Annotated in this window: 21 protein-coding genes and 5 pseudogenes; 15 read left to right on the plus strand and 11 right to left on the minus strand. The window is 69.9% G+C overall.

Going from position 1 to position 26,073, the window contains the following annotated elements:
- Together AC31A1_RS17405 and AC31A1_RS17410 are read left to right on the plus strand one after the other, a co-directional pair.
- Positions 1 to 2,074, plus strand: a 2,074-nt coding sequence (locus tag AC31A1_RS17405; protein WP_489654194.1) for a hypothetical protein, incomplete at its 5' end; no start/stop codon positions are given.
- Positions 2,075 to 2,111: 37 nt separating this feature from the next.
- Complete coding sequence (locus tag AC31A1_RS17410; RefSeq protein ID WP_489654195.1) at positions 2,112 to 3,296, plus strand: ricin-type beta-trefoil lectin domain protein; 1,185 nt, start codon at positions 2,112 to 2,114, stop codon at positions 3,294 to 3,296.
- Positions 3,297 to 3,375: 79 nt separating this feature from the next.
- Here AC31A1_RS17410 and AC31A1_RS17415 read toward each other — a convergent pair whose 3' ends face one another.
- Positions 3,376 to 3,759, minus strand: coding sequence for a TSUP family transporter (locus AC31A1_RS17415; protein WP_489654196.1), 384 nt, complete (start codon positions 3,757 to 3,759; stop codon positions 3,376 to 3,378).
- A gap of 413 nt (positions 3,760 to 4,172) precedes the next feature.
- On the opposite strand from AC31A1_RS17415, the gene AC31A1_RS17420 reads away from it, so the two are divergent.
- From AC31A1_RS17420 to AC31A1_RS17435, 4 genes are all read left to right on the plus strand, one after another.
- Positions 4,173 to 4,811, plus strand: a complete 639-nt coding sequence (locus AC31A1_RS17420) for a (2Fe-2S)-binding protein (RefSeq protein ID WP_489654197.1) — start codon at positions 4,173 to 4,175, stop codon at positions 4,809 to 4,811.
- Between the two features lie 12 nt (positions 4,812 to 4,823).
- Positions 4,824 to 5,804 (plus strand): FAD binding domain-containing protein, encoded by a 981-nt coding sequence (locus AC31A1_RS17425; protein WP_489654198.1) that lies wholly within the window; start codon positions 4,824 to 4,826, stop codon positions 5,802 to 5,804.
- The gene (locus AC31A1_RS17430; RefSeq protein ID WP_489654199.1) at positions 5,801 to 7,996 is read left to right on the plus strand and encodes a xanthine dehydrogenase family protein molybdopterin-binding subunit; all 2,196 of its coding nucleotides are present in this window, start codon (positions 5,801 to 5,803) and stop codon (positions 7,994 to 7,996) included. Before AC31A1_RS17425 ends, AC31A1_RS17430 begins: the two co-directional genes overlap by 4 nt.
- A gap of 143 nt (positions 7,997 to 8,139) precedes the next feature.
- A complete protein-coding gene (locus tag AC31A1_RS17435) occupies positions 8,140 to 9,306 on the plus strand; it encodes an XdhC family protein (protein ID WP_489654200.1) in 1,167 nt (388 codons plus the stop codon).
- A 54-nt stretch (positions 9,307 to 9,360) separates the two neighbouring features.
- Here the strand turns inward: AC31A1_RS17435 and AC31A1_RS17440 are convergent.
- Positions 9,361 to 10,028: pseudogene (locus AC31A1_RS17440) on the minus strand (COG3415 family protein); the annotation flags it as partial.
- 377 nt (positions 10,029 to 10,405) lie between these two features.
- Between AC31A1_RS17440 and AC31A1_RS17445 the strand changes: the two are divergent.
- Positions 10,406 to 11,656, plus strand: a complete 1,251-nt coding sequence (locus AC31A1_RS17445; RefSeq protein WP_489654201.1) for an MFS transporter — start codon at positions 10,406 to 10,408, stop codon at positions 11,654 to 11,656.
- 106 nt (positions 11,657 to 11,762) lie between these two features.
- On the opposite strand, the gene AC31A1_RS17450 is transcribed toward AC31A1_RS17445, so the two are convergent.
- A complete protein-coding gene (locus AC31A1_RS17450) occupies positions 11,763 to 12,632 on the minus strand; it encodes a helix-turn-helix domain-containing protein (protein ID WP_489654202.1) in 870 nt (289 codons plus the stop codon).
- Positions 12,629 to 13,501, minus strand: coding sequence for an MmyB family transcriptional regulator (locus AC31A1_RS17455; RefSeq protein ID WP_489654203.1), 873 nt, complete (start codon positions 13,499 to 13,501; stop codon positions 12,629 to 12,631). Before AC31A1_RS17455 ends, AC31A1_RS17450 begins: the two co-directional genes overlap by 4 nt.
- Positions 13,502 to 13,685: 184 nt before the next feature.
- Here AC31A1_RS17455 and AC31A1_RS17460 point away from each other — a divergent pair, with 184 nt between their 5' ends.
- The 8 genes and pseudogenes from AC31A1_RS17460 to AC31A1_RS17495 all read left to right on the plus strand — a co-directional run.
- On the plus strand, positions 13,686 to 14,702 hold the full coding sequence (locus AC31A1_RS17460; protein WP_489654204.1) for a zinc-dependent alcohol dehydrogenase family protein: 1,017 nt from the start codon (positions 13,686 to 13,688) through the stop codon (positions 14,700 to 14,702).
- Between the two features lie 76 nt (positions 14,703 to 14,778).
- Entirely contained in the window at positions 14,779 to 15,444 is a 666-nt protein-coding gene (locus AC31A1_RS17465) for an SDR family NAD(P)-dependent oxidoreductase (protein WP_489654205.1), read from the plus strand.
- A 16-nt stretch (positions 15,445 to 15,460) separates the two neighbouring features.
- Positions 15,461 to 16,000, plus strand: coding sequence for a cyclophilin-like fold protein (locus AC31A1_RS17470; protein WP_489654206.1), 540 nt, complete (start codon positions 15,461 to 15,463; stop codon positions 15,998 to 16,000).
- Positions 16,001 to 16,094: 94 nt separating this feature from the next.
- Positions 16,095 to 17,354, plus strand: coding sequence for an MFS transporter (locus AC31A1_RS17475; protein ID WP_489654207.1), 1,260 nt, complete (start codon positions 16,095 to 16,097; stop codon positions 17,352 to 17,354).
- Between the two features lie 64 nt (positions 17,355 to 17,418).
- Entirely contained in the window at positions 17,419 to 18,186 is a 768-nt protein-coding gene (locus AC31A1_RS17480; RefSeq protein WP_489654208.1) for a glucose 1-dehydrogenase, read from the plus strand.
- A 184-nt stretch (positions 18,187 to 18,370) separates the two neighbouring features.
- Entirely contained in the window at positions 18,371 to 20,524 is a 2,154-nt protein-coding gene (locus AC31A1_RS17485; RefSeq protein ID WP_489654209.1) for an alpha-galactosidase, read from the plus strand.
- 223 nt (positions 20,525 to 20,747) lie between these two features.
- A pseudogene (locus AC31A1_RS17490) lies at positions 20,748 to 20,846 on the plus strand (ISAzo13-like element transposase-related protein); the annotation flags it as partial.
- Positions 20,809 to 21,312: pseudogene (locus AC31A1_RS17495) on the plus strand (ISAzo13-like element transposase-related protein); the annotation flags it as partial. The pseudogenes AC31A1_RS17490 and AC31A1_RS17495, both read left to right, overlap by 38 nt.
- A 9-nt stretch (positions 21,313 to 21,321) precedes the next feature.
- Here AC31A1_RS17495 and AC31A1_RS17500 read toward each other — a convergent pair.
- The 7 genes and pseudogenes from AC31A1_RS17500 to AC31A1_RS17530 all read right to left on the minus strand — a co-directional run.
- Positions 21,322 to 21,595 (minus strand): annotated as a pseudogene (locus tag AC31A1_RS17500) (transposase); the annotation flags it as partial.
- 253 nt (positions 21,596 to 21,848) lie between these two features.
- On the minus strand, positions 21,849 to 22,364 hold the full coding sequence (locus AC31A1_RS17505; protein ID WP_489654210.1) for a glycosyltransferase family 4 protein: 516 nt from the start codon (positions 22,362 to 22,364) through the stop codon (positions 21,849 to 21,851).
- Between the two features lie 30 nt (positions 22,365 to 22,394).
- Entirely contained in the window at positions 22,395 to 22,736 is a 342-nt protein-coding gene (locus AC31A1_RS17510; protein WP_489654211.1) for a hypothetical protein, read from the minus strand.
- Complete coding sequence (locus AC31A1_RS17515) at positions 22,733 to 22,969, minus strand: hypothetical protein (protein ID WP_489654212.1); 237 nt, start codon at positions 22,967 to 22,969, stop codon at positions 22,733 to 22,735. The genes AC31A1_RS17510 and AC31A1_RS17515 overlap by 4 nt, the downstream gene beginning before the upstream one ends.
- A gap of 926 nt (positions 22,970 to 23,895) precedes the next feature.
- The gene (locus tag AC31A1_RS17520; RefSeq protein ID WP_393754363.1) at positions 23,896 to 25,425 is read right to left on the minus strand and encodes a helix-turn-helix domain-containing protein; all 1,530 of its coding nucleotides are present in this window, start codon (positions 25,423 to 25,425) and stop codon (positions 23,896 to 23,898) included.
- 86 nt (positions 25,426 to 25,511) lie between these two features.
- Positions 25,512 to 25,709 carry a DUF4236 domain-containing protein gene (locus tag AC31A1_RS17525; RefSeq protein WP_393754361.1) on the minus strand — a complete coding sequence of 66 codons (198 nt, stop codon included), beginning with the start codon at positions 25,707 to 25,709 and terminating at the stop codon, positions 25,512 to 25,514.
- Between the two features lie 70 nt (positions 25,710 to 25,779).
- Positions 25,780 to 26,073, minus strand: a pseudogene (locus tag AC31A1_RS17530) (hypothetical protein); the annotation flags it as partial.

The raw sequence follows: 26,073 nt of genomic DNA on the forward strand, positions 1-26,073 counted from the left end.
GCAGGGCGGTGCGGGGCAGGGCGGTGCGCGTCGGGGTGGCGTGGGCCAGGACGAAGCTGCCCACGACGCCGGTTGGGCGGACGTACGGGATCAGATGCGCACGCTGGAACAGGCCGGGCGGGCGGAGGACGCCGCACGCACGCAGGAAGGCCGGCTCCAGGACCAAGTGCCTGATGCCCAACGGGTGTTGGACGAGGCCGAGCTGCCGGTGACACAGGCGGCGCTGGACCGGAACCACGCCCGTGCCACCGCGGAGACAGCGGCCGCCGAACTCACCGCCGCCCAGCGGGCCGTCCCGCTCGCCGAACGCACCGATCAGGAACGGCGCACCCGCGTAACGCAGTTGACCACGGACCTCCGGGACCAGACCGAGCGCGTGACGGACGCGACCCGGGCGGCGGGGGAGTTCCACGACGCGGTCCGGACGGCGGAGGAAGAACTGGCGGCGGCCGAGGAAGCCGTACGGGAGGCGGAGGAGGCCGCGCGGCAGCGGCCTGTCGACTCACCGACCCAGGACGGGAGTTCGCGCCGCGACGACGGCAACTCCCGCTCGGGCGACCCCGGTTCCCTCGCCCGGCTACAGGCGTGCCGGAACGGGGCCCGTACCGCGCTGGGCCAGGCACGGATCGAGGCCGCGGCAGCCGACCGCGCCGTCGACACCGCCCGGCACACCGCCAACGACACCAGGCGCCGGCTCGGCCTGGCCGAGGACGTGGCACGCCACGCCGCCGGCACCCTGGCCCGCGCCCGGGACGCGGTCGCGCTGGCGACCACGGCGGACCGCACGGCCCGGGCGGCGCTCATCGGGGCCACCGCCCGCCACGACCAGGCGGTCGCCGCCCGGGACGAGGCCCAGCAGGCGTTCGACGCCCTCCGGCGCGAGATCGACGACTCCCTCGCCGAACAGGCCAGGCACGCGGCCCGGCAGCGCAACGCGGAGCACGATCTCACCGATGTCGTCACCCTGTTGGAGGCCCGTCGGGCGGCGGCGGGCGACGGCACGGCACCCCTGCCGACGGGTTCCCTGGCCGCCACCCCGGCCACGTGGCCGCGCCGCACTCCCCGTCCGGCACCGGCACACGACGAGGCGCGCCCGGCGGCCGAACCGGTGCAGGACCCGCAGACAGACCCCGAGGCTGAGCCCCAAGTAGCGCCCCGGGAACCGGAGTTCCGGCCCATCGGAGCCGAGAACGACACCGACGAGGAGTCGGAGGACGACCAGGAGGACCCGGCCGGCCGGCGTGGGCAGGGCGGCCAACAGGGCTTGCATGGACAGGACTTGGGCGACGGCAGCGAGTTCGGCGAAGGCGAGTCGGACGAGGAGGAGAGCGACGACGAAGCCGAAGGGGACGATGAGGCCGGCCAGCGCCGGCCGGGCGGCCAACGCGGCCAACGCGGCCAACACGGCCGACACGGGCTGGACTTGGTGGACGGGAGCGAGTCCGACGACGAGTCGGGCCCCGACGACAGCGACGAGGACGAGGAAAGCGCCGCCGACGAAGACGGCGGCGGCGCGAACCGTCAGCACGGAGAAGGCGCCGGGGGCTCCCGCTACCGCCCCGTCGTGTCGCGGGCGCAGCGCCCCGAGACGTTCGCCCGTTCGCTGGCCCGGCTGCTCGCCGACACCGGCACCGCCCCCGCGTGGACGCGGGACCGTGACCCGCACGGCGCGCTGCTCGGCTGGGTCCAGGCCGATGTGGCGGCTCACGGCGCGCCCGACGACCCGAGGTTCCCGGCCCCGGGCACAGAGGTGTCGACCGACGCGCTGGCCCACATCGGCGCCCTCACCGAGGAGTTGCGGGCCCAGGCGATCCTCCAGAACGACATGGTGACCGTCGCGGAGGCCGGACTGGACGACTCCGCCCGCCTCGCCCTGGTGCTGGCCCGCCCCGACACCCCCTTCTACGTGGCCACCCTGGCGGTACTGGTCGTCCGGGACACTGGTCGCCCCGTCCAGGTGCTCGGTCCCGATGGCCGCACCCAACGCTTCGGCCCGGCCGACGGCACCCCGCTGACCCTGTACTTCGACGGCAACCGGTTCTCGGTCAACCCGCCCGCCCCGGACGACGACTGACCGGTCGTCACCCGATCATCTTTCTGGAAGGACCAGCATGTCCGGCAAGAACAGCCCGCAGCACCAGGCAGCGACGGGCGGGACGGAGCCCGCCCCGGCTCCGGACACCACCGCGGGCGGCGCCCCCGAGACCGAAGCGGCGGCACTCCCGCCGACCAGCGGCGAGACGACGGCCGCCCGCACCGGCGCCCCGGAGACCGCGGCGCAGCAGGCGGAAGCGGCGCTGACACCTCCCGCACAGCCCGCCGCAGCGGCCCAACTCCCCACCGCGGAAGCCGCCGTGGGCACCGACGAGGGCGCGACCCCCGAAGCCGCACCCGACACCCACGCCGACCCCGGCCAGGGCCCCGACACCCTGGCCGGAGCGGCAACAGCCGAATCCGGAGGCGGAGTTGGAGCCGGCGAGGACACCGCCGCCGCGGCCCCCGCCTTCGGCCGCCCCTCCCGAGGCCTCCTCGCCGGAGCCGCGATAGCCGGCGCGCTGCTGATCGGCGTACCGTTCCTGGTGTCCGGTCTGCTCGGCAGGTCGAGCTCGGACTCGAAGCCGTCGGACCAAGTGGCCGACGCGGGCACGGTGTTGAACGGACAGACGACGGACAGCGGCGCCGGCGCCTACGGTTCGGCCAGCCCCGACCCGACCTCGCCGAAGGCGACCCCCTCGCACCCGAGCGGCGGCAAGGACACGGTGAAGAAGGGCGCGGGGGCGGCGGCCGCCGGTTCCGGTGCCGGAGTGATCGCGGGCAGTTCCGCCGAGGCACCCAAGAAGGCGTCCTCCGGCGGGGGTTCGAAGAAGTCCACCACGACCAAGGTCACGGCCACCAAGACGGTGGTCGCCGCGCCCGGCACCACCATCTACGGCCACGCCTCCAACAAGTGCATCGAGATGGTGGGTCACAAGGGCGCCGACGGTTCGCCCCTGCAGATCAACAGCTGCACCGGCAAGAACTGGCAGAAGTGGGACTTCCGTTCGGACGGCACGATCCGCTCGATGGGCCTGTGCATGGACGTCGCCTGGGGCTCGTCGGCGAACGGCGCGGTGATCCAGATCGCGGTGTGCAGCGGCAACCCGGCGCAGCAGTTCCGCCTCAACTCCAGCAACGACCTCGTCAATCCGCAGGCCAACAAGTGCGTGGACGTCAAGGACCAGGGAACCGCCAACGGCACCCGGCTCCAGCTCTGGGACTGCAACGGCCAGGACAACCAGAAGTGGAGCACCCGCTGAACACGGCGGTGCCGCCGCACCCGTAAGGCACGGCGGCACCGCGGACATCCACGATGTGCCTAGATGTCGCGGAACTCCTCTACGGCGTCTCTGACCTGCGCAAATGAACCCTTCCGACCAGCAGCAGTTCGCCGCCGGCCACGCCCATGATCGCGGCGACCACCCCGATGCCGAACCCGGCGACCACACCCAGGGGCACCTGCGCCCACAGCGGCAGCGACAACGTCCCCACGGTGGTGACGTGGGTGACCAGCAGCGCCGCGGCCATGAGCACCATCAGGGCGGCCAGCACCTTGTAGAGGGTGGAGCTGCGGATCCGCACTGCCCACGTCGCACCGGCCCAGGCCCCGATCAGGCTGCCGGCCAGCGGTTTGACCGCGATCGTCCAGTGCACGGTCAGTGCGGAGGCGGGGACTGCAGCCAGCCGTGCGGGCAACGCGACCAGCACCACGACCTGGCTCATCGCCTTGTGCAGGATGACCGCGGAGAGCGCGGCATCCTCCCTGGTGGCGCCACCTGTCCGCCATGGCGCGGGCTCACGCTCCGGGTAAGACACCGGCAACCAGCCCGGCACTCGTCCAGACCTCCCAACCGCTGGCCAGAAAGCGGAGTCACAACTCTCACCTGCAAAGCCAACGGTCCTTCCTCCATCACCCGGCACGTACTTGCGCGCACAAACCAAGGAAAGACCAAGGGAAAGCAAGGGGGGAGAAAACTCTCCCTGCCATGAGGCGCGCCTGTGGTGCAAGACTTCCGGCGTGATCAGCCGCCCTGCCGAGGCGAGCGGTCACCTAGTTTCCCGCGGCGGCGTCGATCGCGTGCCTGGACCCGCGCTGGTGTACACGACTGATCCGCCCGTGATGCAAAGGCGAATGCATGTCCTCTGAACTCCCTGATTCTGCTGTTCCTCCGCCCACCGAAGCCAGAGAGTCCTCCTCGGGGCCCAGCCGGCGCACCGTCATCGCCACCGGCGTCGCGGTGGGCGGTGTCGTGGTGGCCGGAGGAACGTTCCCGGCCGGCGCCGAGGAAGCGACCGCTACGGGGGCGGCCCCTTCCAGCCGTGTGTCCCTGACCGTGAACGGCACCCGGCGGACCGTGACGGTCGACAACCGGACCTCGCTGCTGGATCTGCTGCGCGAGCACTTCGAACTGACCGGCTCCAAGAAGGGCTGCAACGCCGGGGCCTGCGGGGCGTGCACGGTTCTGGTCGACGGGCAGCGCGTGAACTCCTGCCTGACGCTCGCGGTACGCCTGGAGGGCGCTGAGGTCACCACGATCGAGGGCTTGGCCGACGGCGACCAACTGCACCCGCTGCAGCAGGCGTTCGTCGAGCAGGACGCCTTCCAGTGCGGTTACTGCACCCCTGGCCAGATCATGTCCGGGGTGGGCTGCATCAAGGAGGGGCACACCGGTTCACCGGAGGAGATCCGGGAGTGGATGAGCGGCAACATCTGTCGCTGCGGCTGTTACGTGAAAATCGTGCGGGCCCTTGAGCAGACCGCCGGCCGGAAGTAAGGAGCCGCTGACATGCATCCCTTCTCCTTCACGAAGGCCGCGAACACCCGCGAGGCCCTCGACGCGGGCCGACACGGCGGCCGTTACATCGCCGGCGGCACCACCCTCGTCGACCTGATGCGCGAGACGGTCGAGCGTCCCGAGACCCTGGTCGACATCAGTGACCTGCCGATGCGCGACGTCACGGTCACCGAACGCGGCGGCGTGCGCATCGGTGCGCTGGTGACCATGGCCGAGGCGGCCGCCCACCCCAAGGTGCGCTCGCTGTACCCGGTCATCTCCCAGGCGCTGGAGCTGAGCGCTTCCGCCCAGCTGCGGAACATGGCCACCATCGGCGGCAACATCATGCAGCGCACCCGCTGCACCTACTTCCGCGACGTCACCGCCGACTGCAACAAGCGTGAGCCCGGCTCGGGTTGCGCCGCGCTGGCGGGCTTCAACCGGACGCACGCCATCCTCGGAACTTCCGATGCCTGCGTGGCCACCCACCCCTCCGACGCGGCCGTGGCGTTCGCCGCACTGGAAGCACGGGTGCAGCTACTGGGCCCGGACGGGGAACGCCAGGTGTCTTTCGCCGACTTCCTGCTGCGCCCGGGCAGCACCCCGAATCGTGAACAGGCCCTGCGCCAGGGCGAGTTGATCACCGCAGTAGAGATCCCCACGCTTCCGCGCCCGCTGAAGTCCGGCTATCTGAAGGTACGCGACCGGCAGTCCTACGAGTTCGCCCTGACGTCGGCGGCCGTGGCGCTGCACGTGCGGGGCGGGGTGATCCGGGAGGCAAAGGTCGCCGCCGGTGGCGTGGGCACCGTGCCGTGGAAGCTGCCCGCCGTGGAACGGCACCTCGTCGGTGAGCGGCCCTCGGAGTCGTTGTGGACGGCCGCTGCCGCCAAGGCGGCGGAAGGCGCTCGTCCCCTTCAGCACAACCGGTTCAAGGTCGAGTTGCTGAAGCGGACCGTGGAACGTCAACTGCGCGTCGTAGGAGGTAGCAAGTGAGTCCCCAGCCGCAGGCCGCCGTGGGCGCGCCCCTGTCGAGGGTGGACGGCCGGCTCAAAGTCACCGGCCAGGCGCAGTACGCCGCCGAGTTCGATGCCGACGGCGCGGTGCACGCGGTCATCGTCGACGCGAGCATCGGCCGCGGCCGCATCACCTCCCTCGACACGCGCGACGCCGAACAGCACCCGGGGGTACTGCGGGTGATCAGCCACCGCAACGCGCCGAAGCTGCCGTACCGCGACAACTCCGGGTCCAACAACCTGCCCGGGCGCAGGCTGCGGGTGTTCCAGGACGACAAGGTGCTCTTCCACGGCCAGCCGGTCGCCGTGGTCATCGCCACCACCCTGGAGGCCGCCCAGCACGGCGCGAGCCTGGTCAAGGTCCGCTACGACGCGGAGAAGCCCTCGACCGACCTCCACGAGGCCGAGCCGGACAAGCCGACGGACTACGCGCGCGGCGACGCGGAAGCGGGGCTGCGCAACGCTCCCGTACGGCTGGACCTGACGTACCGGCTGGGGCGCAACCATCACAACCCGATGGAGCCGCACGCCACCATCGCCCGCTGGGACGGCAACAAGGTGACCGTCTGGGACAAGACCCAGTGGGTGGTGGGCACCCGCGACGAGATCGCCGCCGTGTTCGATCTGTCCGCGGACGCGGTGCGGGTCATCAACCCGTTCGTCGGCGGCGGCTTCGGCAGCGGGCTGCGCTGCTGGCCCCACACCATTGTCGCCGCGCTCGCCGCGCGAGAGGTGAAGCGTCCCGTCAAGCTGGTGCTCAGCCGCAAGCAGATGTATTTCGGCACCGGTTTCCGGCCCTCCTACGCCTACCGGCTGCGCCTGGGCAGCGACCGGCGCGGCCGGCTGTCCGCCGCGATCCACGACATCGACGCCGAGACCTCGTCGTACGAGACGTTCACCGAGGGGGTCATGGCGCCCGGGCAGATGCTCTACAGCATGCCCAACGTCAGCCAGGCGTACCGGACGGTGCCGCTGGACGTCAACACGCCGATCTGGATGCGCGGACCCGGCTTCGCGTCGGCGTCGTTCGTGATCGAGTCGGCGATGGACGAGCTCGCCCACCGGCTCGGCGTCGACCCGATAGAGCTGCGCCGGCGCAACGAGCCGTCCGAGGACGAGGCGAAGAACCTGCCCTGGTCCACCCGGCGGCTGCGTGAGTGCTACACGGTCGGCGCCCGGGAGTTCGGCTGGGACCGCCGTAATCCCAAGCCCCGTTCGACGCGTGAGGGAGACTGGCTGATCGGTCTGGGCATGGCCGCGGGCGTGTACGACCCGGGGCGCTATCCGGCGCAGGCCCAGGCCCGGCTGCACGCCGACGGCACCGCGGTGGTCGATGCGGCCACCACTGACATGGGGCCGGGCACCTACACCTCCCAGACCCAGGTCGCCGCCGACGCGCTCGGGCTGGCCATGCGCGCGGTCACCTTCCGGCTCGGCGACTCCCTTTACCCGCAGACCGGCCCGCACGGCGGCTCCTCGACCATGGCAAGCGTCGGCTCCGCCGTCCTGGACGCCTGCGACCAGGTGCGCCGGCAGGCGATCAAGCTGGCCGTCGAGGACCACGAGTCGCCGTTGTACGGCGTGCCGGCCGGCGATGTCGTCGTGCGGGCCGGCCGACTCCACGTGCAGGGCAGTCCGGCGCGCGGTGAGACGTACAAGAGCCTGCTGGCCCGCAACAACCACACCCACCTCGAAGCACACGGCACCTACGCCGGGCCGCCGACTCCCGAACGGGACTCCTACGCCGCCTACAACGCGACCTTCGCCGAGGTCGCGGTGGACGCGACGCTGGGGCTGGTGAGGGTGCGCCGGATGCTCGGCGTGTACGACGCGGGCCGGATCATCAGCCCCAAGCTCGCCGAGAGCCAGGCGTTCGGCGGCATCGTGGGCGGCATCGGCACGGCGCTGCTGGAACACACGGTCACCGACCACCGTGACGGGCGGATCGTCAACGCCAACCTCGCCGACTACCTCGTGCCGGTCAACGCCGACGTCCCCGAGGTCCGGGCGATCTATCTGGACGGCGAGGACAACTCGGGCAACGCGCTGGGGGTGAAGGGGATCGGCGAGGTCGTCCAGGTGGGTGTGGCGGCCGCGATCGGCAACGCGGTCTTCAACGCCACCGGCCGCCGCATCCGTGAACTGCCCATCACCGCCGAGGCGTTGCTCTGACACCACCTCCTGGACCGGTCCGGCAGCCGAACCCCCCGTACGGCTGCCGGACCTCCCCGAGCCGCCGCCGCGCACGCGCCCCCGTCAACGCGGCGGCGGCTCGCTCACCTTCTGCGACAGCGACCGTCTGCTCTGGAGACCCCATGCTCAACATCGCGGACACACTGCACCGCTGGTGCCGCGAGAACCGGCCCTTCGCCTTGGCCACCGTCGTCGATGTCACGGGCAGCGCACCCCTGCCCATCGGTACCTCGGTCGCGGTCGACAAGGATGGCAACGCCGTCGGCAGCATCTCCGGCGGGTGTGTCGAAGGCGCGGTGTACGAGCTGTGCCAACAAATACTCCAGGAGCAAGGCCTTCCACAGCGTGCCCGGTTCGGCTACTCCGACGACGACGCCTTCGCCGTGGGACTGACCTGCGGTGGTGAACTCGACGTGCTCGTCCAGCGCATCGACCCGGTAGCCCAGCCGCATCTCGGCGCGGCGCTCGCCGAGGCGGTCGAGGGCCGGCCCGCCGCTGTCGCCCAGGTCGTGGACGGGCCCGCGGAATTAGTCGGCGCCACTGTGAGCGTCCTCGGCGACAGTTGGATCGCCGACAGTGCGCTCGGCGACGGGCCGACCGGCCGGGTGGTGGCGGATCTGGCCACCTCCCAACTGCGCACCGGGCGCACCGCACTCCTCGCCCTCGGCGGAGACGCCGACACCTGCCCGGAGAGGCTCTCCGTTCTCGTCCATGCGGCTGCCACCCGCCCTCGCATGCTGATCTTCGGCGCCGTCGATTTCGCCGCCGCCCTCGCGCAGGCCGGCCGGTTCCTGGGCTATCACGTCACTGTGTGCGACGCCCGTCCCGTCTTCGCCACCCAGGAGCGATTCCCGTACGCCGACGAGGTGGTCGTCGACTGGCCCCACCGCTACCTGGCACGAACGGCCATGGACGCCCGTACCGCGATCTGTGTGCTCACCCACGATGCCAAGTTCGACATCCCGCTGCTGCGGCGGGCACTCGATCTGCCTGTCGGCTACGTCGGCGCGATGGGCTCCCGGCGCACCCACGAGGAGCGCCTTCTCCGTCTGCGTGAAGTAGGCGTCACGCAGGAGCAGTTGGCCCGGCTGCGGTCCCCGATCGGCCTCGACCTCGGTGCCCGTACGCCCGAGGAGACGGCCATCTCCATCACCGCCGAGATCATCGCCCACGCCGGCCGGGCGAGCGGCCTGCCTCTGGCCCGCCTCAGCGGCCCGATCCACCGCGTTGCCGGCACGGTGCTGGAGACAGCGCGGCACGGGGCAGGATCGGTCTCAGGAACATGCTGATCGACACCTTCGGCCGGCAGGCCACCGACCTGCGGGTCTCGCTGACCGACCGGTGCCGTCGGGCCGGGCGGCGCGGATCGACTTCAACACGGCCAGCGTGTTTCCGGCACCCTTCCTGCGACGGTTGACGCCCCACAGGCGGTCGTCGCCCACCGAATAGCAGCCGTGGAAGTACCGCACCCCGTGGGTGCGGTGGTAGGCAGCCGGCCGGGCCGGATCCGTTCGGCCCAGGAACTGCCGCCGGTGGGACGGATCCCGAGTGGGCCGAACTCGTCGAAGGCGAAGACCCGGTCGGGGAAGCGGTCCAGCACTTCCTCGATCCGGTCCAGCTTCGCTTCGCGTTCGGGGTCCGGGGACTCCTTCCAGGTCTTGGTGCGCTGGAAGGTGATGCCGCGGAGGGCGAGCAGGCACCGTAACGCCCCGCGGCCGATACGGATCACCCGCCCGTGCACTTTCCGCAGGTAGGCGACCAGCTTGCGCAGCGACCAGCGCGTGAAGGGCTGGCCGAGCTTGACCGGGCGAGTGGTGGCCGTCTGGATGACGAAATCCTCGTCGGCCTGCACCAACTGGGCGATCACCGGCACCCGGTTCCCCCCGGCCGAGGCCAGCAGCATCATCGCCCGCCAGTAGCGCACCGTGCTGGTGCTGCCCCGGCGCACGATCTGCTGCGGCTTCTGACCCTCCTGGTCGGTCAGTCTGCGCACACGGACAGGCTCGGCCACCGCACCTCCAGCGGTCGGATCGGACGTCACCGCCCATCCAACCGCCGCGACCGCCAACCCGGCGAACCTACGCAGTCACAGCACTAGCGGCCAACGCGCCCCCAGCACCTGGCCGGTTGAGACTTCGAACACTCGCCCCAACGGCACGAGGACTTCATGCATTGCGGGCGTCGATTCCGTCACTCAATCAGGGGCGACGTCACTCAAAGGACTCCCTCGCCGTAAAACGGCGGCCGCCGAAAGGAAGGTCGCTCCCCGCTCCTCCAAGAAGCAGGGAGAAATTCCTCCCCCTCACAGAACGCCCGTGCAGTGCAATGCTCTACGGCGTCCCCACCCCGCAGCGGTCGCACATCGCCTCGAAGAGAGAATGCCACCGAATGCCATCCACGACCGACGGCCGACCCCACAAACTTCCTTTCGTCGTCCTGGTGTTGTCCGCCGGAACATTCCTCATGGGCACCACCGAGTTCGTTGTCGCCGGCCTGCTGCCCGAGATCGCCGACGATCTGAATGTCAGCGTGTCTCACGCGGGCCTGCTGATCACGGCGTTCGCGGCAGGCATGATCGTCGGGGCGCCGGTGATGGCCATCGCGACGCTGCGCCTGCCCCGGCGCTCCACGCTGATCCTCGCGCTTGCCGTCTTCGCCCTGGGCCATCTGGTCGCCGCGCTCAGCTCGTCGTTCGCGCTCGTGCTTGTGGCCCGCGTGGTGACCGCGCTGGCCACCGGGACCTTCTGGTGCGTCGGCGCGCTCGTGGCCACGACCGCGGCGGGACCGGCGGCGACGTCTCGGGCCCTGGGCATGCTCCTGGGAGGTCTGACCGTAGCCAATGTGGCCGGCGTACCTCTGGGCGCGTGGCTGGGGCAGTTGTCGGGCTGGCGCGGCCCCTTCTGGGTACTGGCCGTGCTGTCGGCAGGCGCGGCGATGGTCATCGGCCGGTACATCCCCGACGACGAGCGAAGCGAAGCCCCTTCCGTCCGGGCCGAGTTCGCCGCGCTGCGCGATGTCCGGGTCTGGCTGATACTCAGTTCCATGACGCTGCTGATGGGCGGCGTCCTGGCGACGTACACCTACATCTCGCCCCTGCTCACCGAACGGGCCGGCCTTCCCAATGGAGCCGTACCCATGGTCCTGACCGGCTACGGTCTGGGCGCCCTGCTGGGCACCACGGTCGGCGGGCGCCTGGGCGATCGCCGCCCCCTTGCCACGCTGATCACCTCCGCCGTCACGACCACGCTGGTCCTGCTGTTGTTGACCTTCCTCTCCCCGAACCCGGTGGCGGCCGTCATTCTGGTGACCCTCATGGGGATGACCGGCTTCGCCGCGACCCCGGTGCTCGGCGCGCTGGCCCTGCGCTTCTCCCGTTCCACGCCCACCCTCGTCTCCGGCCTCAGCGGCTCGGCGCCCAACGTGGGCATCGCTGTCGGCTCCTGGACGGCGGGCACCGCTCTGACCTCACCGCTGGAGCAGGCAGGGCCCCCGCTGGTCGGCACCGTGGCGGTTGCCCTCACCCTTCTACCGCTGACCGCACTCGCGCTGATGCGAGCCACCCGCTCCGAGACGCCCCCGCCTCAGCCCCGAGCAGCCGCAGACCAGACGACCGGGGGCGGCACTCAAGACATCGGCTGACACGACGCTCCGCCCGCGCGCGAGCAGCAGGTCATCCTCGCGGACCGACCGGGAGTGTGCGGGGCACGCGCGGCGGAAGCCGTCGTCGGTGTGGGTGCAGCACCGGTCAGCGAAGGGGAAAAGAGGGCGCCAGGTGCTGCTCGGTGGCCCAGGAGGCGAGGATGCGCAGCCGCTCGTGGGTGGGGGAACCGGGGGCGGCGGTCCATACGGTCAGGTGCTGGTCGGGGTCGGTGTTGGCGGTGAGGGTGTCCCAGTCCAGGACGAGTTCGCCGACGACCGGATGGTGGAGGGTCTTGGTGCCCACGGTGCGGGCGGCGACGTGGTGATCGCCCCACCATTTTGCGAACTGCTTGTCACGTGTGGACAGTTCACCGACCAGCTCGATGAGACGGGGATCCTCGGGGTACTTCGCGGCCTCCATCCGCACCTGCGCCACGGCGATCCGCGCCGAGCCCTCCCAGTCGGCGTACAGGGTGCGCATCGCCGGTTCGGTGAAGATGAGCCGCGGGTAGTTGCGGTGCCTCTCCGGAATGCGGGAGAAGTCCGTGACCAGGGCGGCGGCCAGCGCGTTCCAGGCCAGGATGTCCCCGCGCCGGCCCTGCACGATGGCCGGGGTGGCGGTGAGGTCGTCGAGCACGCGCTGCAACTGGGGCTGGACCTTTTGCCGGCCGTGGCGCCGGGTGCGGGTGGTGGTCTTGCCCGCGAGCTGGAAGAGATAGCCGCGCTCGTCGTCGTCCAGGTGCAGGACCCGGGCGAGGGTGTCCAGCACGGGAGCGGACGCCTGCATACGGCCCTGCTCAAGACGCGTGTAGTAGTCCGTGCTGATGGAGGCGAGCTGGGCGACCTCCTCACGGCGCAGCCCGGCCACCCGGCGGGGCCCGCCGGTCTCCGGCAGCCCGACCGTGCGCGGGCTCAGTTCGGCGCGGCGCTTCTTGAGGAACTCACCCAGCTCATTGAGGGGAACGTTGCTGGTCATGCTTCCCATCCTGACGAGGCCGGCAGGTTCTGGTCGGCGGCCCAGGAGGCGAGGATGCGCAGCTGGTCGTGCGCGGGGGATCCCGGGGCGGCGGTCCAGACCGTCATGTACTGGTCGGAGTCGGTGCTGGCGGTGAGGGTGTCGCAGTCGAGGGTGACCTCACCCACGACCGGATGGATCAGGGTCTTGGTGCCCACGGTGCGGGCGGCGACTCGGTGGTCTCCCCACCACTGGGCGAACTGCTGGTCACGCATGGACAGTTCACCGACCAGCTCGATGAGACGGGGGTCCTCGGGATACTTCGCCGCTTCCATCCGCAGCTGCGCCACTGTCACCTGGGCAGCCGTTTCCCAGTCGGCGTACAGGCCGCGCATCGCCGGATCCGTGAACAGGAGCCGCGGGTAGTTGCGGTGCCTCTCCGGAAGACGGGAGAAGTCCGTGACCAGGGCGGCGGCCAGCGCGTTCCAGGCCAGGATGTCCCCGCGCCGCCCCTGGACCATGGCCGGAACGGAGGTGAGGTCCTCCAGGACCCGCTGCATCTGCGGCTGGACCCTCTGCACGCCGCGACGCCGGGTGCGCACGGTGGTCTTGCCCGCGAGCTGGAAGAGATAGCCGCGCTCGTCGTCGTCCAGGTGCAGGACCCGGGCGAGGGTGTCCAGCACGGGAGCGGACGCTTGCATACGGCCCTGCTCAAGACGCGTGTAGTAATCCGTGCTGATGGAGGCGAGCTGGGCGACCTCCTCACGGCGCAGCCCCTCGACCCGGCGCTGCCGGGTGGTCGACGGAAGTCCGACCGTGCGCGGACTCAGCTGTGAGCGGCGCTTCTTGAGGAACTCTCCCAGTTCATTCAGGGTGGCATTGCTGGTCATGCTTCCCAGCATTACATCGATCGCACCCGGGGAAGGGGGGAGAATTTCCTCCCTGGATGTTTCTTTCCCTGGATGGATTCCTCCGCTTTTCCCGCGCGCCCTCGCGTGTGAGGCTCGATTTCGAGCAGCCATTCTTGCCTTTGGCTGCGGCTCACCACCCTCGTACCGAAGGAAGCACCCCATCATGCGCGGAGCAGTCATTCACGCCCCCGGCGACGTGCGCTTCGAGACCCTGGACGACCCGAAGATCAGCCGGCCGACCGACGCGATCATCCGCACGGTCGCCACCTGCGTGTGCGGTTCGGACCTGTGGCCCTACCGCGGCGCGGAACCGGTGGACGAACCCCATCCCATGGGACACGAGTACGTCGGCATCGTCGAGGAAGTCGGCAGCCAGGTCACCCACGTCAAGCCGGGCCAGTTCGTCGTCGGGTCGTTCGCCACCTCGGACAACACCTGCGCCAACTGCCTGCGCGGCTGGCAGTCGTCCTGTCTGCACCGCGAGTTCATGAGCACCTGCCAGGCCGACTACATACGCATCCCCAACGCCCACGGCACCCTCGTCGCCACCGACGAGCACCCCGACGCCGAGATGGTGTCGAGCCTGCTCGCGGTCTCCGACGTGATGGGCACCGGCTGGTACGCCGCCCTCGCCGCCGAGGTCAAGCCCGGTTCCACCGCCGTCGTCGTCGGCGACGGGGCGGTCGGCCTGTGCGGTGTCATCGCCGCCAGGGAACTGGGCGCGGGGCGGATCATCGCCATGAGCCGCCACGCCTCCCGCCAGAAACTCGCCCGCGAGTTCGGCGCCACCGACATCATCAGTGAACGCGGCGACGAAGGCATCGCCCGCGTCAAGGACCTCACCGAGGGGATCGGCGCCGACTCGGTGCTGGAGTGCGTCGGTACCGCCGAGTCCATGCGGCAGGCCCTGCACTCCGCCCGCCCCGGCGGCAACGTCGGCTTCGTCGGCGTCCCCCACCAGGTGGCGGTTGAGGGCCAGGAGCTGTTCTTCTCCCAGGTCGGCCTGCGCGGCGGCCCCGCCCCCGTGCGCCGCTACCTGCCCGACCTGATCGACCGAGTCCTGTCCGGCCGGATCAACCCGGGCAAGGTCTTCGACCTCACCCTCCCCCTGGACCAGGTCGCCGAAGGCTACAAGGCCATGGACGAACGCCGCGCCATCAAGGCCCTCCTCAAGCCCTGACCCGTACATCGTCCGTCGCGGGGGCCGGGCATCTGCTGCCCGGCCCCGGGCGGCCCCCTCCTGGACAAGGACCACCGTGACCACTTTCGCCCTCATCGGTGCCGGCCCCGGCCTCGGGCTCGCCGCCGCCCGCCGCTTTGGAGCCGCTGGCCACAGCGTCGCTCTCATCGCCCGCGACACTCACCGCCTGGACGACCTCACGGCCGAGCTCGTCCGCGACGGTATCGAGGCCCGCGGTTTCGCCGCCGATGTCCTCGCCATCGAGTCCCTGACCGCGGCCCTCCATGCGGCCGCGGCCGACCTGGGCACCGTCGAGATCCTTCAGTACAGCCCCGTGCCCCGCGCCGACTTCATGAAGCCCGTCCTCGACACGAGCGCCGACGACCTGGACGCCCCGCTCGGCTTCTCCGTCAAGGGCCCCGTCACCGCGGTGAACGCCGTCCTGCCGGGTATGCGCGAACTCGGCCGCGGCACCCTGCTGTTCGTCAACGGCTCCAGCGCCGTACGCCCCAACCCGAACGTCGCCGGCACCTCGATCGCCTTCGCCGCCGAGAGCGCCTACGCCCGCATGCTGCACGACACGCTCGCCCCCGAGAACATCCATGCCGCGCAGCTGATCATCCCCGGAGCGATCCGGCCCGACGCCGAGCACAGCAGCCCCGACGTGCTGGCCGGGCGCCTGTACGACATCCACGCCAAGCGGGACGGCTTCCGCCACTACTCCGAGCCGCTTCCCGACTGAGACCCGGAGCACTGCCATGAATTCTGCCGCCCGCCGCGCCCTGGTCCGCGCCGTCCCGGCAGCCGCTCTCCTGCTGGCCGTGAACGCCTGCACCAGTGGCTCATCCGGAGCCACGCCGCCCTCCGCGTCCTCCTCCCCGGCGTCCTCGGGGCGGCAGGAGGCAGCTTCATCCGCCGCACCCAGTGCATCAGCCGACAGGAACACCGCCATGGCCATCCGGGTCACCATCGACGGCCGGCCCGTCGACGCCACTTTGAACGACAGCCCTGCCGCCCGCGACTTCGCCGACCTGCTTCCGCTGACCCTGGCTCTGGAGGACTTCCACCAGACAGAGCGGATCGCGGACCTGCCGCGCAGGCTGACCACCTCGGGCGCTCCGGACCCCGCTGTGCCCCGGGTCGGTGACCTGGCCTACTACGCGCCCTGGGGCAACCTGGCTCTCTTCTACCGCGACGGCGACTCCGCCAACGCCGACCTGCTCATCCTCGGCCACATCGACGCCGACGCCGACCGGCTCGGCACGGCCGACCGCATCACCATCGAAGCCGCCTCCTGACTTTTGGCAGCCAGCTGGCCGCCCCCCGTCCGTCCGTTCCGACGGCCTCCCCGCAATCCCTTTCCACCCTTCCGCTCAAGGAGAGACCTTCCGTATGCCTTCCACATCCGGGACCACCCCCGGCAAGCTCCCCTTCGTCGTCTGGGTGCTCGCCGCCGGCACGTTCCTGATGGGCACCACCGAGTTCGTCATCGCCGGTCTGCTGCCCGAACTGTCCACCGGTCTCGGTGTGAGCACATCCCGGGCCGGGCTGCTGATCACCGCCTTCGCCGTCGGCATGATCATCGGCGCGCCGACCATGGCCCTGGCCACCCTGCGCCTGCCCCAGCGTCAGACGCTGATCCTGGCCCTGGCCGTCTTCAGCCTCGGTCACGTGGTGGCGGCCCTCAGCACCTCCTTCACCGTCGTCCTCGCCGCCCGCGTCGTCACCGCCCTGGCCACCGGGGCGTTCTGGTCCGTCGGTTTCGTCGTCGCCACCGCCGCCGCGGGCCCGCAGCAGGCCACCCGCGCGACCGGCGTCATGATCGGCGGGCTGACTCTGGCCAACGTCGTCGGCGTGCCCATCGGCTCCTTCGCCGGCCAGTTCGTCGGCTGGCGCGGCCCGTTCTGGGCCCTGGCCGCCCTCTCCGCGCTCGCCGCCGTCTTCATCGGCCGCTTCATCCCCACCCGGGAAAAGCGCGCGACCGTATCGCTGCGCGCCGAGTTCGGCGCCCTGCGTCAGGGCCGGCTGTGGCTGGCGCTGAGCGCAGCCGTGTTCATCATGGGCGGGGTGCTGGCGACCTACAGCTACGTCACCCCGCTGCTGACCGACCGCGCCGGCATCCCGGCGGGCGCCGTGCCGTTCGTCCTGATCGTCTTCGGCGTCGGCGCCCTGGGCGGCACCACCACCGGTGGCCGTCTGGGTGAGCGCCGTCCGATGGACACCACCATCACCGCCGCCGCGGCCACCGCCCTGGTCCTGCTCCTGATGATCCCGCTGTCCACCAACGCGGTCACGGCCACCGGCCTGGTCTTCCTCATGGGCCTGACCGGTTTCGCGGTGAACCCCGTCGTCACGGCGCTCGCCATGCGCTTCGCCGGAGACGCCCCCACCCTCACGTCCGCGCTGACCACCTCCGCCTTCAACGTCGGCGTGGCCGGCGGCTCCTTCATCGCGGGTGCGGCTCTGGACTCCTCCCTCGGCGTGACCGGCCCGCCCCTGGTCGGCACCGTCATCGCCGCCCTCACCCTGCTCCCGCTCATCGCCCTCGCCGTTCGCGGCACCTCCGGCAAGAGCCGCATCGTGGCTCACCGCACCGCCGCTCCGGCCCACGCGCCGAGTGACCGACCCGCACGGACGCCGTCGCATCACTGAGTCCGGCCGGCATCCGTCACGAGCCGACGCCGTGTCCCCGCCGCGCCGAGCGAGAGGATCCACCATGAACCCCACCTACGACTTCACCGGCCAGGTCGCCCTCGTCACCGGGGCCGGTGCCGGCATGGGTCTGGCGACCGCCCGTGCCTTCGCCGCCTCCGGGGCCGCCGTCGCCCTCACCGACATCGACGAAGCAGCCCTCGACGCCGCCGCGAAGGAACTCACCGGCGCCGGTCACCACGTCCTCGCCCTCACGTGCGACGTCAGCGACGAGGACCAGGCCGCCGCCAGTGTCGACCGCACGGTGGAGACCTTCGGCCGCTTGGACATGGCCTACAACAACGCCGGCATCCAGATCCCGCCCAGCGACGCAGCCGACGAACCCGCCGAACACTTCGACCGTGTCAACGCCATCAACCTCCGCGGCGTGTGGGCCTGCATGAAGCACGAGCTGCGGCACATGCGCGCCCAGGGCAGCGGCGCCATCGTCAACTGCTCTTCCCTGGGCGGCCTGGTCGGCCTCCCGGGACGGGCCTCCTACCACGCCTCGAAGCACGGAGTGATCGGCCTGACGACCAGCGCCGCCCTCGAATACGCCCCGCGCGGCATCCGCATCAACGCCGTCTGCCCCGGCACCATCGACACCCCCATGGTCAACGACATGATCGACAAGGGGGAACTCGACCGCGCCGAGGCCGAGGCCAACCAGCCCATCAACCGGCTCGGCACCGCCGAAGAGATCGCCCAGGCCGTCCTGTGGCTGTGCAGCCCCGGCGCCGGCTTCGTCGTCGGCGTCGCCCTCCCCGTCGACGGCGGCTACGTCGCCCGATAAGGACGGCCCACGACCAGGTCAAATGGAGCACCTCGCCGTGTGGGAGACCAAGTGCGGCGACGGCAGCACCTGAACCATCTGGGCCGAGCCGGTGACCGACCAGCAGGACAACAGGACGCGCACCAGCGAACTGCCGTACGCCACTTCCTGATCCCGCCCCTGCCACGCAAGGACGATCCGCGCTATGAAGAGCCCCACCGGTGCCGCAACCGAAGGACTCATCCATCTCCGGGCGGCAGGCGTGAGCCTGGTGCTCGACCTGCGGGGCAGCCGCCTGCCCACCGTGCTCCACTGGGGCGCCGATCTCGGCGACCTCACACAGCATGAGCTGTCGCAGCTGGCCGAGGCCGTCACCATGCCGAACATGCCGGGGTTCGACGACGTCGTGCCGCGGGTGTCGTTGCTGCCCGAGCACGGCACCGGATGGCCAGGACAGCCGGGATTGACCGGGCACCGCCAAGGCGCCGACTGGTCGCCCTTGTTCACCCTCGACTCGGTGGAGGCCGAGAGCGCCTCGGTACGGATCCGGGCCACCGACACCACCGCCCACCTCACTCTGGTCCTGGAAGCCGGGCTCACCCCCTCCGGGCTGGTGCGGATGCGGGCCGCCGTACGCAACGACGACACGGTGCGGCCGTACACGCTCGACGGGTTGATGCTCGCGCTGCCGGTCCCCGATGCCGCCACCGAACTGCTCGACCTCACCGGCCGCTGGTGCCGTGAACGCGCCCCGCAACGCCATCCCTTCAACGCCGGCACCTGGCTGCGCGAGACCCGCAGCGGGCGCACCGGCCCCGACGCCGCCCTCGTCCTGACGGCCGGCACGCCGGGCTTCGGTTTCGGCCACGGTGAGGTGTGGGGCCTGCACATTGCCTGGAGCGGCAACCACCGGATCCTGGCCGAGCGGCTGCCCACCGGCCGCCCCGTCGTCGCCGCCGGTGAACTGCTGCTTCCGGGCGAGGTGATCCTCGGCCCCGGCGAGCAGTACACCGGCCCGTGGCTCTACGGCTCCCACAGCGACCAGGGCCTGGACGGACTGTCCGCCCGCTTCCACGACCACCTGCGCGCCCGCCCCGGACATCCGCACCGGCCCCGCCCGGTGGTGCTCAACACCTGGGAAGCCGTCTACTTCGACCACGACCTCGACAAGCTCACCCACCTCGCCGACCTCGGCGCGGAGGTCGGCGTGGAACGCTTCGTCCTGGACGACGGCTGGTTCCGCCACCGCCGCGACGACCGGGCCGGACTCGGCGACTGGTACGTCGACGAGACCGTCTGGCCCAGCGGCCTGGGCCCGCTGAGCGACCATGTCCGCGCGCTCGGAATGGAGTTCGGGCTGTGGGTCGAACCGGAAATGGTCAACCCCGACTCCGACCTGGCGCGCGCCCACCCCGAATGGATCCTGGCCACCGGCGGCCGCACCCCCGCCGACCGCCGCTCCCAGCAGGTCCTGGACCTCACCCACCCCGAGGCGTACGCGTACATCCTTCAGCGGCTCGACGACCTGCTCACCGAGTACGACATCGCCTACCTCAAGTGGGACCACAACCGCGAACTGGTCGACGCCGGCCACTCACCCGACGGCGAACCCGCCGTCCACCGCCAGACACTCGCCGTCTACGCCCTGCTCGACGAACTGCGCGCACGCCACCCGGGCCTGGAGATCGAATCCTGCTCCAGCGGCGGCGGACGGGTCGACCTCGCCATCCTGGAGCGCACCGACCGCGTCTGGGCCAGCGACTGCAACGACGCCCTGGAACGCCAGTCGATCAACCGCTGGACCGGGCTGCTCCTGCCGCCCGAACTCGTCGGCTCCCACATCGGCGCCGCCCGCTCCCACACCACCGGCCGCACCCACGACCTCGCCTTCCGGGCCGGCACCGCGCTCTTCGGCCACCTCGGCATCGAATGGGACCTCACCCGCGCGAGCGAGAGCGAACGCACCGAACTCACCCGCTGGATCAACCTCCACAAGCAACTCCGCCACCTGCTGCACACCGGCCGCGTCGTCCGCGTCGACCATGCCGACCCGGCCCTGTGGGCCCACGGCGTCATCTCCCACGACCGGACCGAAGCCGTCTTCGCCCTCGCCTCCGTGACCACCCCGGTCGCCGCCCACCCCGGCACGCTCCGCCTGCCCGGCCTCGACCCGAACACCGCCTACCACCTGCGCCCGCTGCCCCCGGCCGACCACGCGCCCGGCATGGAACGCGGGACCCCCGCCTGGTGCACCAAGGACGGCATCACCCTGCCCGGCTCCGTCCTGGAACACGTCGGAATCCAGATCCCCACCCTCCACCCCGAACAACTCGTCCTGCTCCACCTAACACGCCGCTGAGCATGTCAATCGGAATCGCGCCCAGCGGCCGAGGTGCGACTCAAAACGCACCAGAGGAAGCTTCGTCATCCTCACCTTGCCCCGCCGCCGGGCCGGGCCACACGCCCGGAGTGCCAGAGAGCGTCCTCCAGCACCCTGGCGCATGCCCACCGCACTCGCTGCCCTCCCTCGCACATACCGCTGTCATGGACGAAGCATCCTGAACACTTCAACTTGACAGGGAATGGACCTGGAAGAACAACCTGGCCGTCTTCGCCCGGGAAGCGGGCTGGAGATATCGGTCTGCCACCTACCGCCCGGAACCTCGAAGTGGAACAAGATCAAGCATCGGATGTTCTGCCACATCACCGCGAACTGGCCGGGGGCGGCCGCTGACCAGCTACCAGGTCGTCATCGAGACCATCGCCGCCACAACCACCAAGTCCGGTCTGGCCGTCGGGGCCGAGCTCGACACAGGGAGCTACGACTTGGGCATCAGCGTCATGCCCGCCGAGTTCCACCGCCCGGGAAGCTACCTCCACCCGAAGACCAGCAGTGTGGACCACCTCCACCTCCACCGGCTCCTGGCAGCCATCTTGCGCCGCCGCAGAGCGGTGGCCATTACGTTTCTGGCCCAATTACTGGGCGTCAACCGCACCAATCTATCCATCCAGTACCAGGACGGACACCGGTTCCTGAACCTGCACCGAATCCTCGTCACGCCTCTACCCGGATCAGCCGCCCGCACAATGGACCAGCTACACGCCCGAGCGACTCCTACCAACGCCCCTCTACCGAGCACTTATTGAAGTACAGGCCCCGGCGGTGCCGGAGCACTGGCGCTGCACGCCAGCCGAGGCGGTGCCTTTCTTGAGGAAGCCGGTGTCGTCGAGGATGAGGATGCCGTCGGGCTCGCCGAGTCGTTCGGCTACGTAGTGCTGGAGGTCGTCGCGGAGCTCATCGGCGTTCCAGCGGGCGCCGTTGAGGAGCCGCTGGAGGCTGGTCGGGTGTGCGGTGTCCGGCGTATTCGGCCAGCTGCCAGCCGTTTTTGCGGCCGTCCGGGCCCAGCAGTCCTCGGATGTAGTCACGCATCCGGCGTCGCGGTTCGACGCGCCTGAAGCGGTGGCCGGTGCGAAGGAAGAGCTCTTCGAGTTAGTCGTTCCAGATCTCAACTGCACGCTCGTCGATCACGCCAGGAGGCTGCCCCGACCCGTTGTCACTATCAGCGGCGGTTGCACACGATCGAGGGGCGGTCCGGGAAAGCGGAAACGGACCGTCAACCGGCCCACTACACTTACCCAAAATGCCCCTGAGCAGGGAAAATGTCAAAGTGCTGCTTGGAGTACTAGGAGATAACACGGAGCGTCAGTTCGCGAAGCTGGCGGCCGGTGGTAGCGATGTCGTATCGGCGCGCGTTATTGAAAGCCGCCTTGCTCAGGGCCATGAGCCGGTGGAAGTCCCGGCCCATCTCGTCTAGGGCCACGGCCAGGGAGCGCGGGTTGCCAGGAGTGTAGGGAACGCTTCCGCTCCCGAGGATGTCCCTCACACCGGGAAGATCGGAGTAGGCGACCGGGAGTCCGTGGGCCTGGGCCTCGATGAGGACGAGCCCGAAAGCCTCCAGACCTCTGGTCGTGAAGACGAAGGCGTCGAAGTCCGGCAGGCGGCGCCACAGTTCGGTGCGGGGCAGGAAGGGATCAAAATGAACCCGGTCCCGGAGCCCGAGTTCGATCGCTCGCTGTTCCAGATGCTCCAGCGGGCGTCCTTTGCCGATCACGGTCAGGTGGTGCGGCTGATCGGTTAAAGCGAGGGCTTCGACGGCGGTGATCGTGGATTTGTTGTCGTCCAGACGACCGGCGTGCACCGGAGAGAGGGGTCCGGTTCCGGTAGGCGGTTAACCGCTTACCCGGGCATCGCGCAAAGGGATACCCCACGGAATGACGCTGAGTCGATCGGTGAACCGGTGTCCGGTGAGACGGTCGATGTGGTCGGCGAGGGCGGCGAGGGCGGAGGTCGGGGCGATGATCGCGGCGCTGGCGCCAGCGACTTCATTCATGGCCTCGCGTTCCGATGAGCTGCGCTCGGCCACCATCACGTCGGGGCCATGGGCGATGGCGATGATCGGGATGTTGCCGGCGGCTCGGGTGAAGGCCAGGCTGAGAGCGAGCCCGAGGTACTGGGCGTGAACGGCGTTCGACTGGATCTTCTCTACGACCGCACCGACCTCACGCGTCAACTCGTCAACGTAGGGGGCGAAGCCAGGGCCGTGGGGGGCGTTTCGTCGTGGAGAGGGTGATCAGCTGATCGAACGCAGCCTCCCAAACCTGATCGACCGGTGCCCCTGCCCAGGAACGTCGTGTGGATTTCAGGCATCGCGCTGTAGAGGTCGTTGACGAGGATCATGCTCCCGGACGAAGGCGCGGCACTGCGGTTGATGCCGGTCAGGATGTTCAGGAGCTTGTCGGTCACGCGGAAACTCCATTCGTGGGTGACGGTTGGGGTGGAACCGGAGATCGGACTCCCAGGGGCAAATCGAACCGTGAATCGTCGGTGGCGTTCTGTCTCTCGCGCTGACGGGGTGGCGCCCACCACTCCGCCAGGTGCGGCGTGAAGACGGCCGTGACTTCATCGGTCGGATGCAAATAGCCCCTACCGTCCACTTCTGCCGTCCATGCTCTGACGGCCGATCGGTGGTATACGGGATTTATCCCTATCTCTCCCTTGGGGAGGATTCCGTTGAACGGGGTGGATATTCCCTCACTGTTCCAGTAATCCCATGCTTCCAGAGCCTTGGCTTTCTCGAAGCAGTGGTAAAGCTGCTGGTAGCGCGGCATGTACCGGATTTCACGTCCCTCATGGTCTTGATGACCTTGCCGGCCTCGACGTACGTGTCCGCCCTCCCATCCCGTTGGCAGGCCCGACGGCGGCAGCACGCATTTCACTGCTCGTCTCGACGCGTTCCCGGGCAGGGTCGTCGCGGATGTTGTCGGCGGGCGCCTCGGTCAGCAGGTCGCCGACCCGGACGTGGGGGTCGGCCGGATGGTCGAAGGAGCGCCGGTGCGCGTGGAGGTCCGGGCTGGAACCGGCCGTAGCGGTGTAGCGCGCTTGATGCGCGTGCGCGGCGAGGACTGAACTCCGGATCTCAGGAACGCCGGTGGCACCGTCGGTGCGGACATTGCGAGGCCCCTTTGGTGAGCACTCTCCGTGAAGGATGACGGGCATTCAGATATCCCTGATGCATCGTCACTAATTTAAGATCATCTTGCACGCGCGTTGCACAAGGTGATGAAAAACAGCGGTGATCAATGGACGGTCCCGAAAGGGTGTAACAGCAGGTCAGCGGGCATTTAGGAGTGTCGTGCCCCTCATCTCCCAGGGGCACGACACTCCGCCGATCAGATGTCGCGGAAGATCTCGATCTGCGCCCCGATCGAGTTGAGCCGCTCCGCCAGATCCTCGTAACCGCGGTTGATGACATACACGTTGCGCAGCACGGACGTGCCCTCCGCCGCCATCATCGCCAGCAGGACGACGACCGCGGGCCGCAGCGCCGGCGGGCACATCATCTCGGCGGCCCGCCAGCGGGTCGGGCCCTCGACCAACACCCGGTGCGGGTCGAGGAGTTGGAGCCGGCCGCCGAGGCGGTTGAGGTCCGTGAGGTAGATCGCGCGGTTGTCGTAGACCCAGTCGTGGATGAGGGTCTGCCCCTGCGCGACCGCCGCGATCGCCGCGAAGAACGGCACGTTGTCGATGTTCAGGCCTGGGAACGGCATCGGGTGGATCTTGTCGATCGGCGCCTCCAGCTTGGAGGGCCGGACCGTGAGGTCCACCAGGCGCGTACGGCCGTTGTCCGCGACGTACTCGGGCGTGCGGTCATGGTCGAGGCCCATCTCCTCCAGGACCGCGAGCTCGATCTCCAGGAACTCGATGGGCACCCGGCGGACCGTCAGCTCCGACTCGGTGACGACGGCGGCGGCCAGCAGGCTCATCGCCTCGACCGGGTCCTCGGAGGGGGAGTAGTCCACGTCGACGTCGATGGTCGGCACGCCGTGCACGGTGAGCGTGGTGGTGCCGATGCCCTCGACCCGTACGCCGAGCGCCTCCAGGAAGAAACAGAGGTCCTGGACCATGTAGTTGGAGGACGCGTTGCGGATGACGGTGACGCTCTCGTGGCGGGCGGCGGCCAGCAGCGCGTTCTCGGTGACGGTGTCGCCGCGCTCGGTCAGCACGATCGGCCGGTCGGGGGAGACGGCCCGGTCGACCTGCGCGTGGTACAGCCCCTCGGTCGCGGCGATGTCCAGGCCGAACCGCCGCAGAGCGATCATGTGCGGCTCGATCGTGCGCGTGCCGAGGTCGCAACCGCCCGCGTACGGCAGCTTGAAGCTGTCCATGCGGTGCAGCAGCGGGCCGAGGAACATGATGATCGAGCGGGTCCGGCGGGCGGCCTCCGCGTCGATCGACTCCATCTCCAGCTCGGCCGGCGGCACGATCTCCAGGTCGACACCGTCGTTGATCCAGCGGGTGCGGACACCGATCGAGCCGAGTACCTCCAGAAGGCGGTACACCTCCTCGATCCGCGCGACCCGGCGCAGCACTGTGCGCCCCTTGTTGAGGAGCGAGGCGCACAGCAGTGCCACGCACGCGTTCTTGCTGGTCTTCACATCGATCGCGCCGGACAGCCGGCGCCCGCCGACCACCCGCAGATGCATCGGTCCGGCGTAGCCCAGAGAGACGATCTCGCTGTCCAGGGCTTCACCGATTCGAGCGATCATCTCAAGGCTGATGTTCTGGTTGCCGCGCTCGATGCGATTGACGGCGCTCTGACTGGTGCCGAGCGCCTCGGCAAGCTGCGTCTGTGTCCAGCCCCGATGTTGCCGGGCGTCACGGATGAGCTTGCCGATACGTACGAGGTAGTCGTCTGCCATGAGGCCGAGGTTATCTCAGATATGAGATGGCGCCTCCTGAGGGGTCTATTCGGGTGACGACCGGTCAGCAGTGCTGCCGGCTGCTGTCAGTCGTCCTTCTTGGTGCGCGTCCTGCGCCACCCGAACGGCCCGGGCAGGTCCATCGATGTCGTACGGCGCCCCGAGGTGCTGCGCGTGTAGCGCGGGCCGCCCTTGCCTCCTGTCGTGAACGACAGGGACCCCTTGTTGATGTTCAGCCGAAGCCAGGGAAGGACCCGGAAGCTCTTACGGAACGTGAGCGGCATAACCGCCCCCTTTCGTCCGGCACCGGGTACCCCAAAGTCGGCCAATCATCCGAGGGGGAACGGGAGTTGCTCACTCCTCCCGGCTGTCTCCCAGCTGGAAGTGCCAGATGACGACGACCGGCGATTCGTCCAGCGCGGCGGCGGACGCTTCGGGACACCAGTGCAGGAGGTCCCAGGACATCCACGTGGGCAGCGGGTCCGGGGCGGCGCCGGGATCGAGGGAGTGGCGCGGCCGGCGGGGTTCCTCGCAGTGCCTGACCTGGAACCCGAGCGGGAGGGCGGCCGTGAGGTACGCGCTGAGCGGGCGGTGGTATTCGGTGAGCAGGGTCGCGCGGCCGTCCGGGCCGGGGCGACGGGGGAGGGT

The organism is Streptomyces sp. P5F9, from assembly GCF_057961495.1.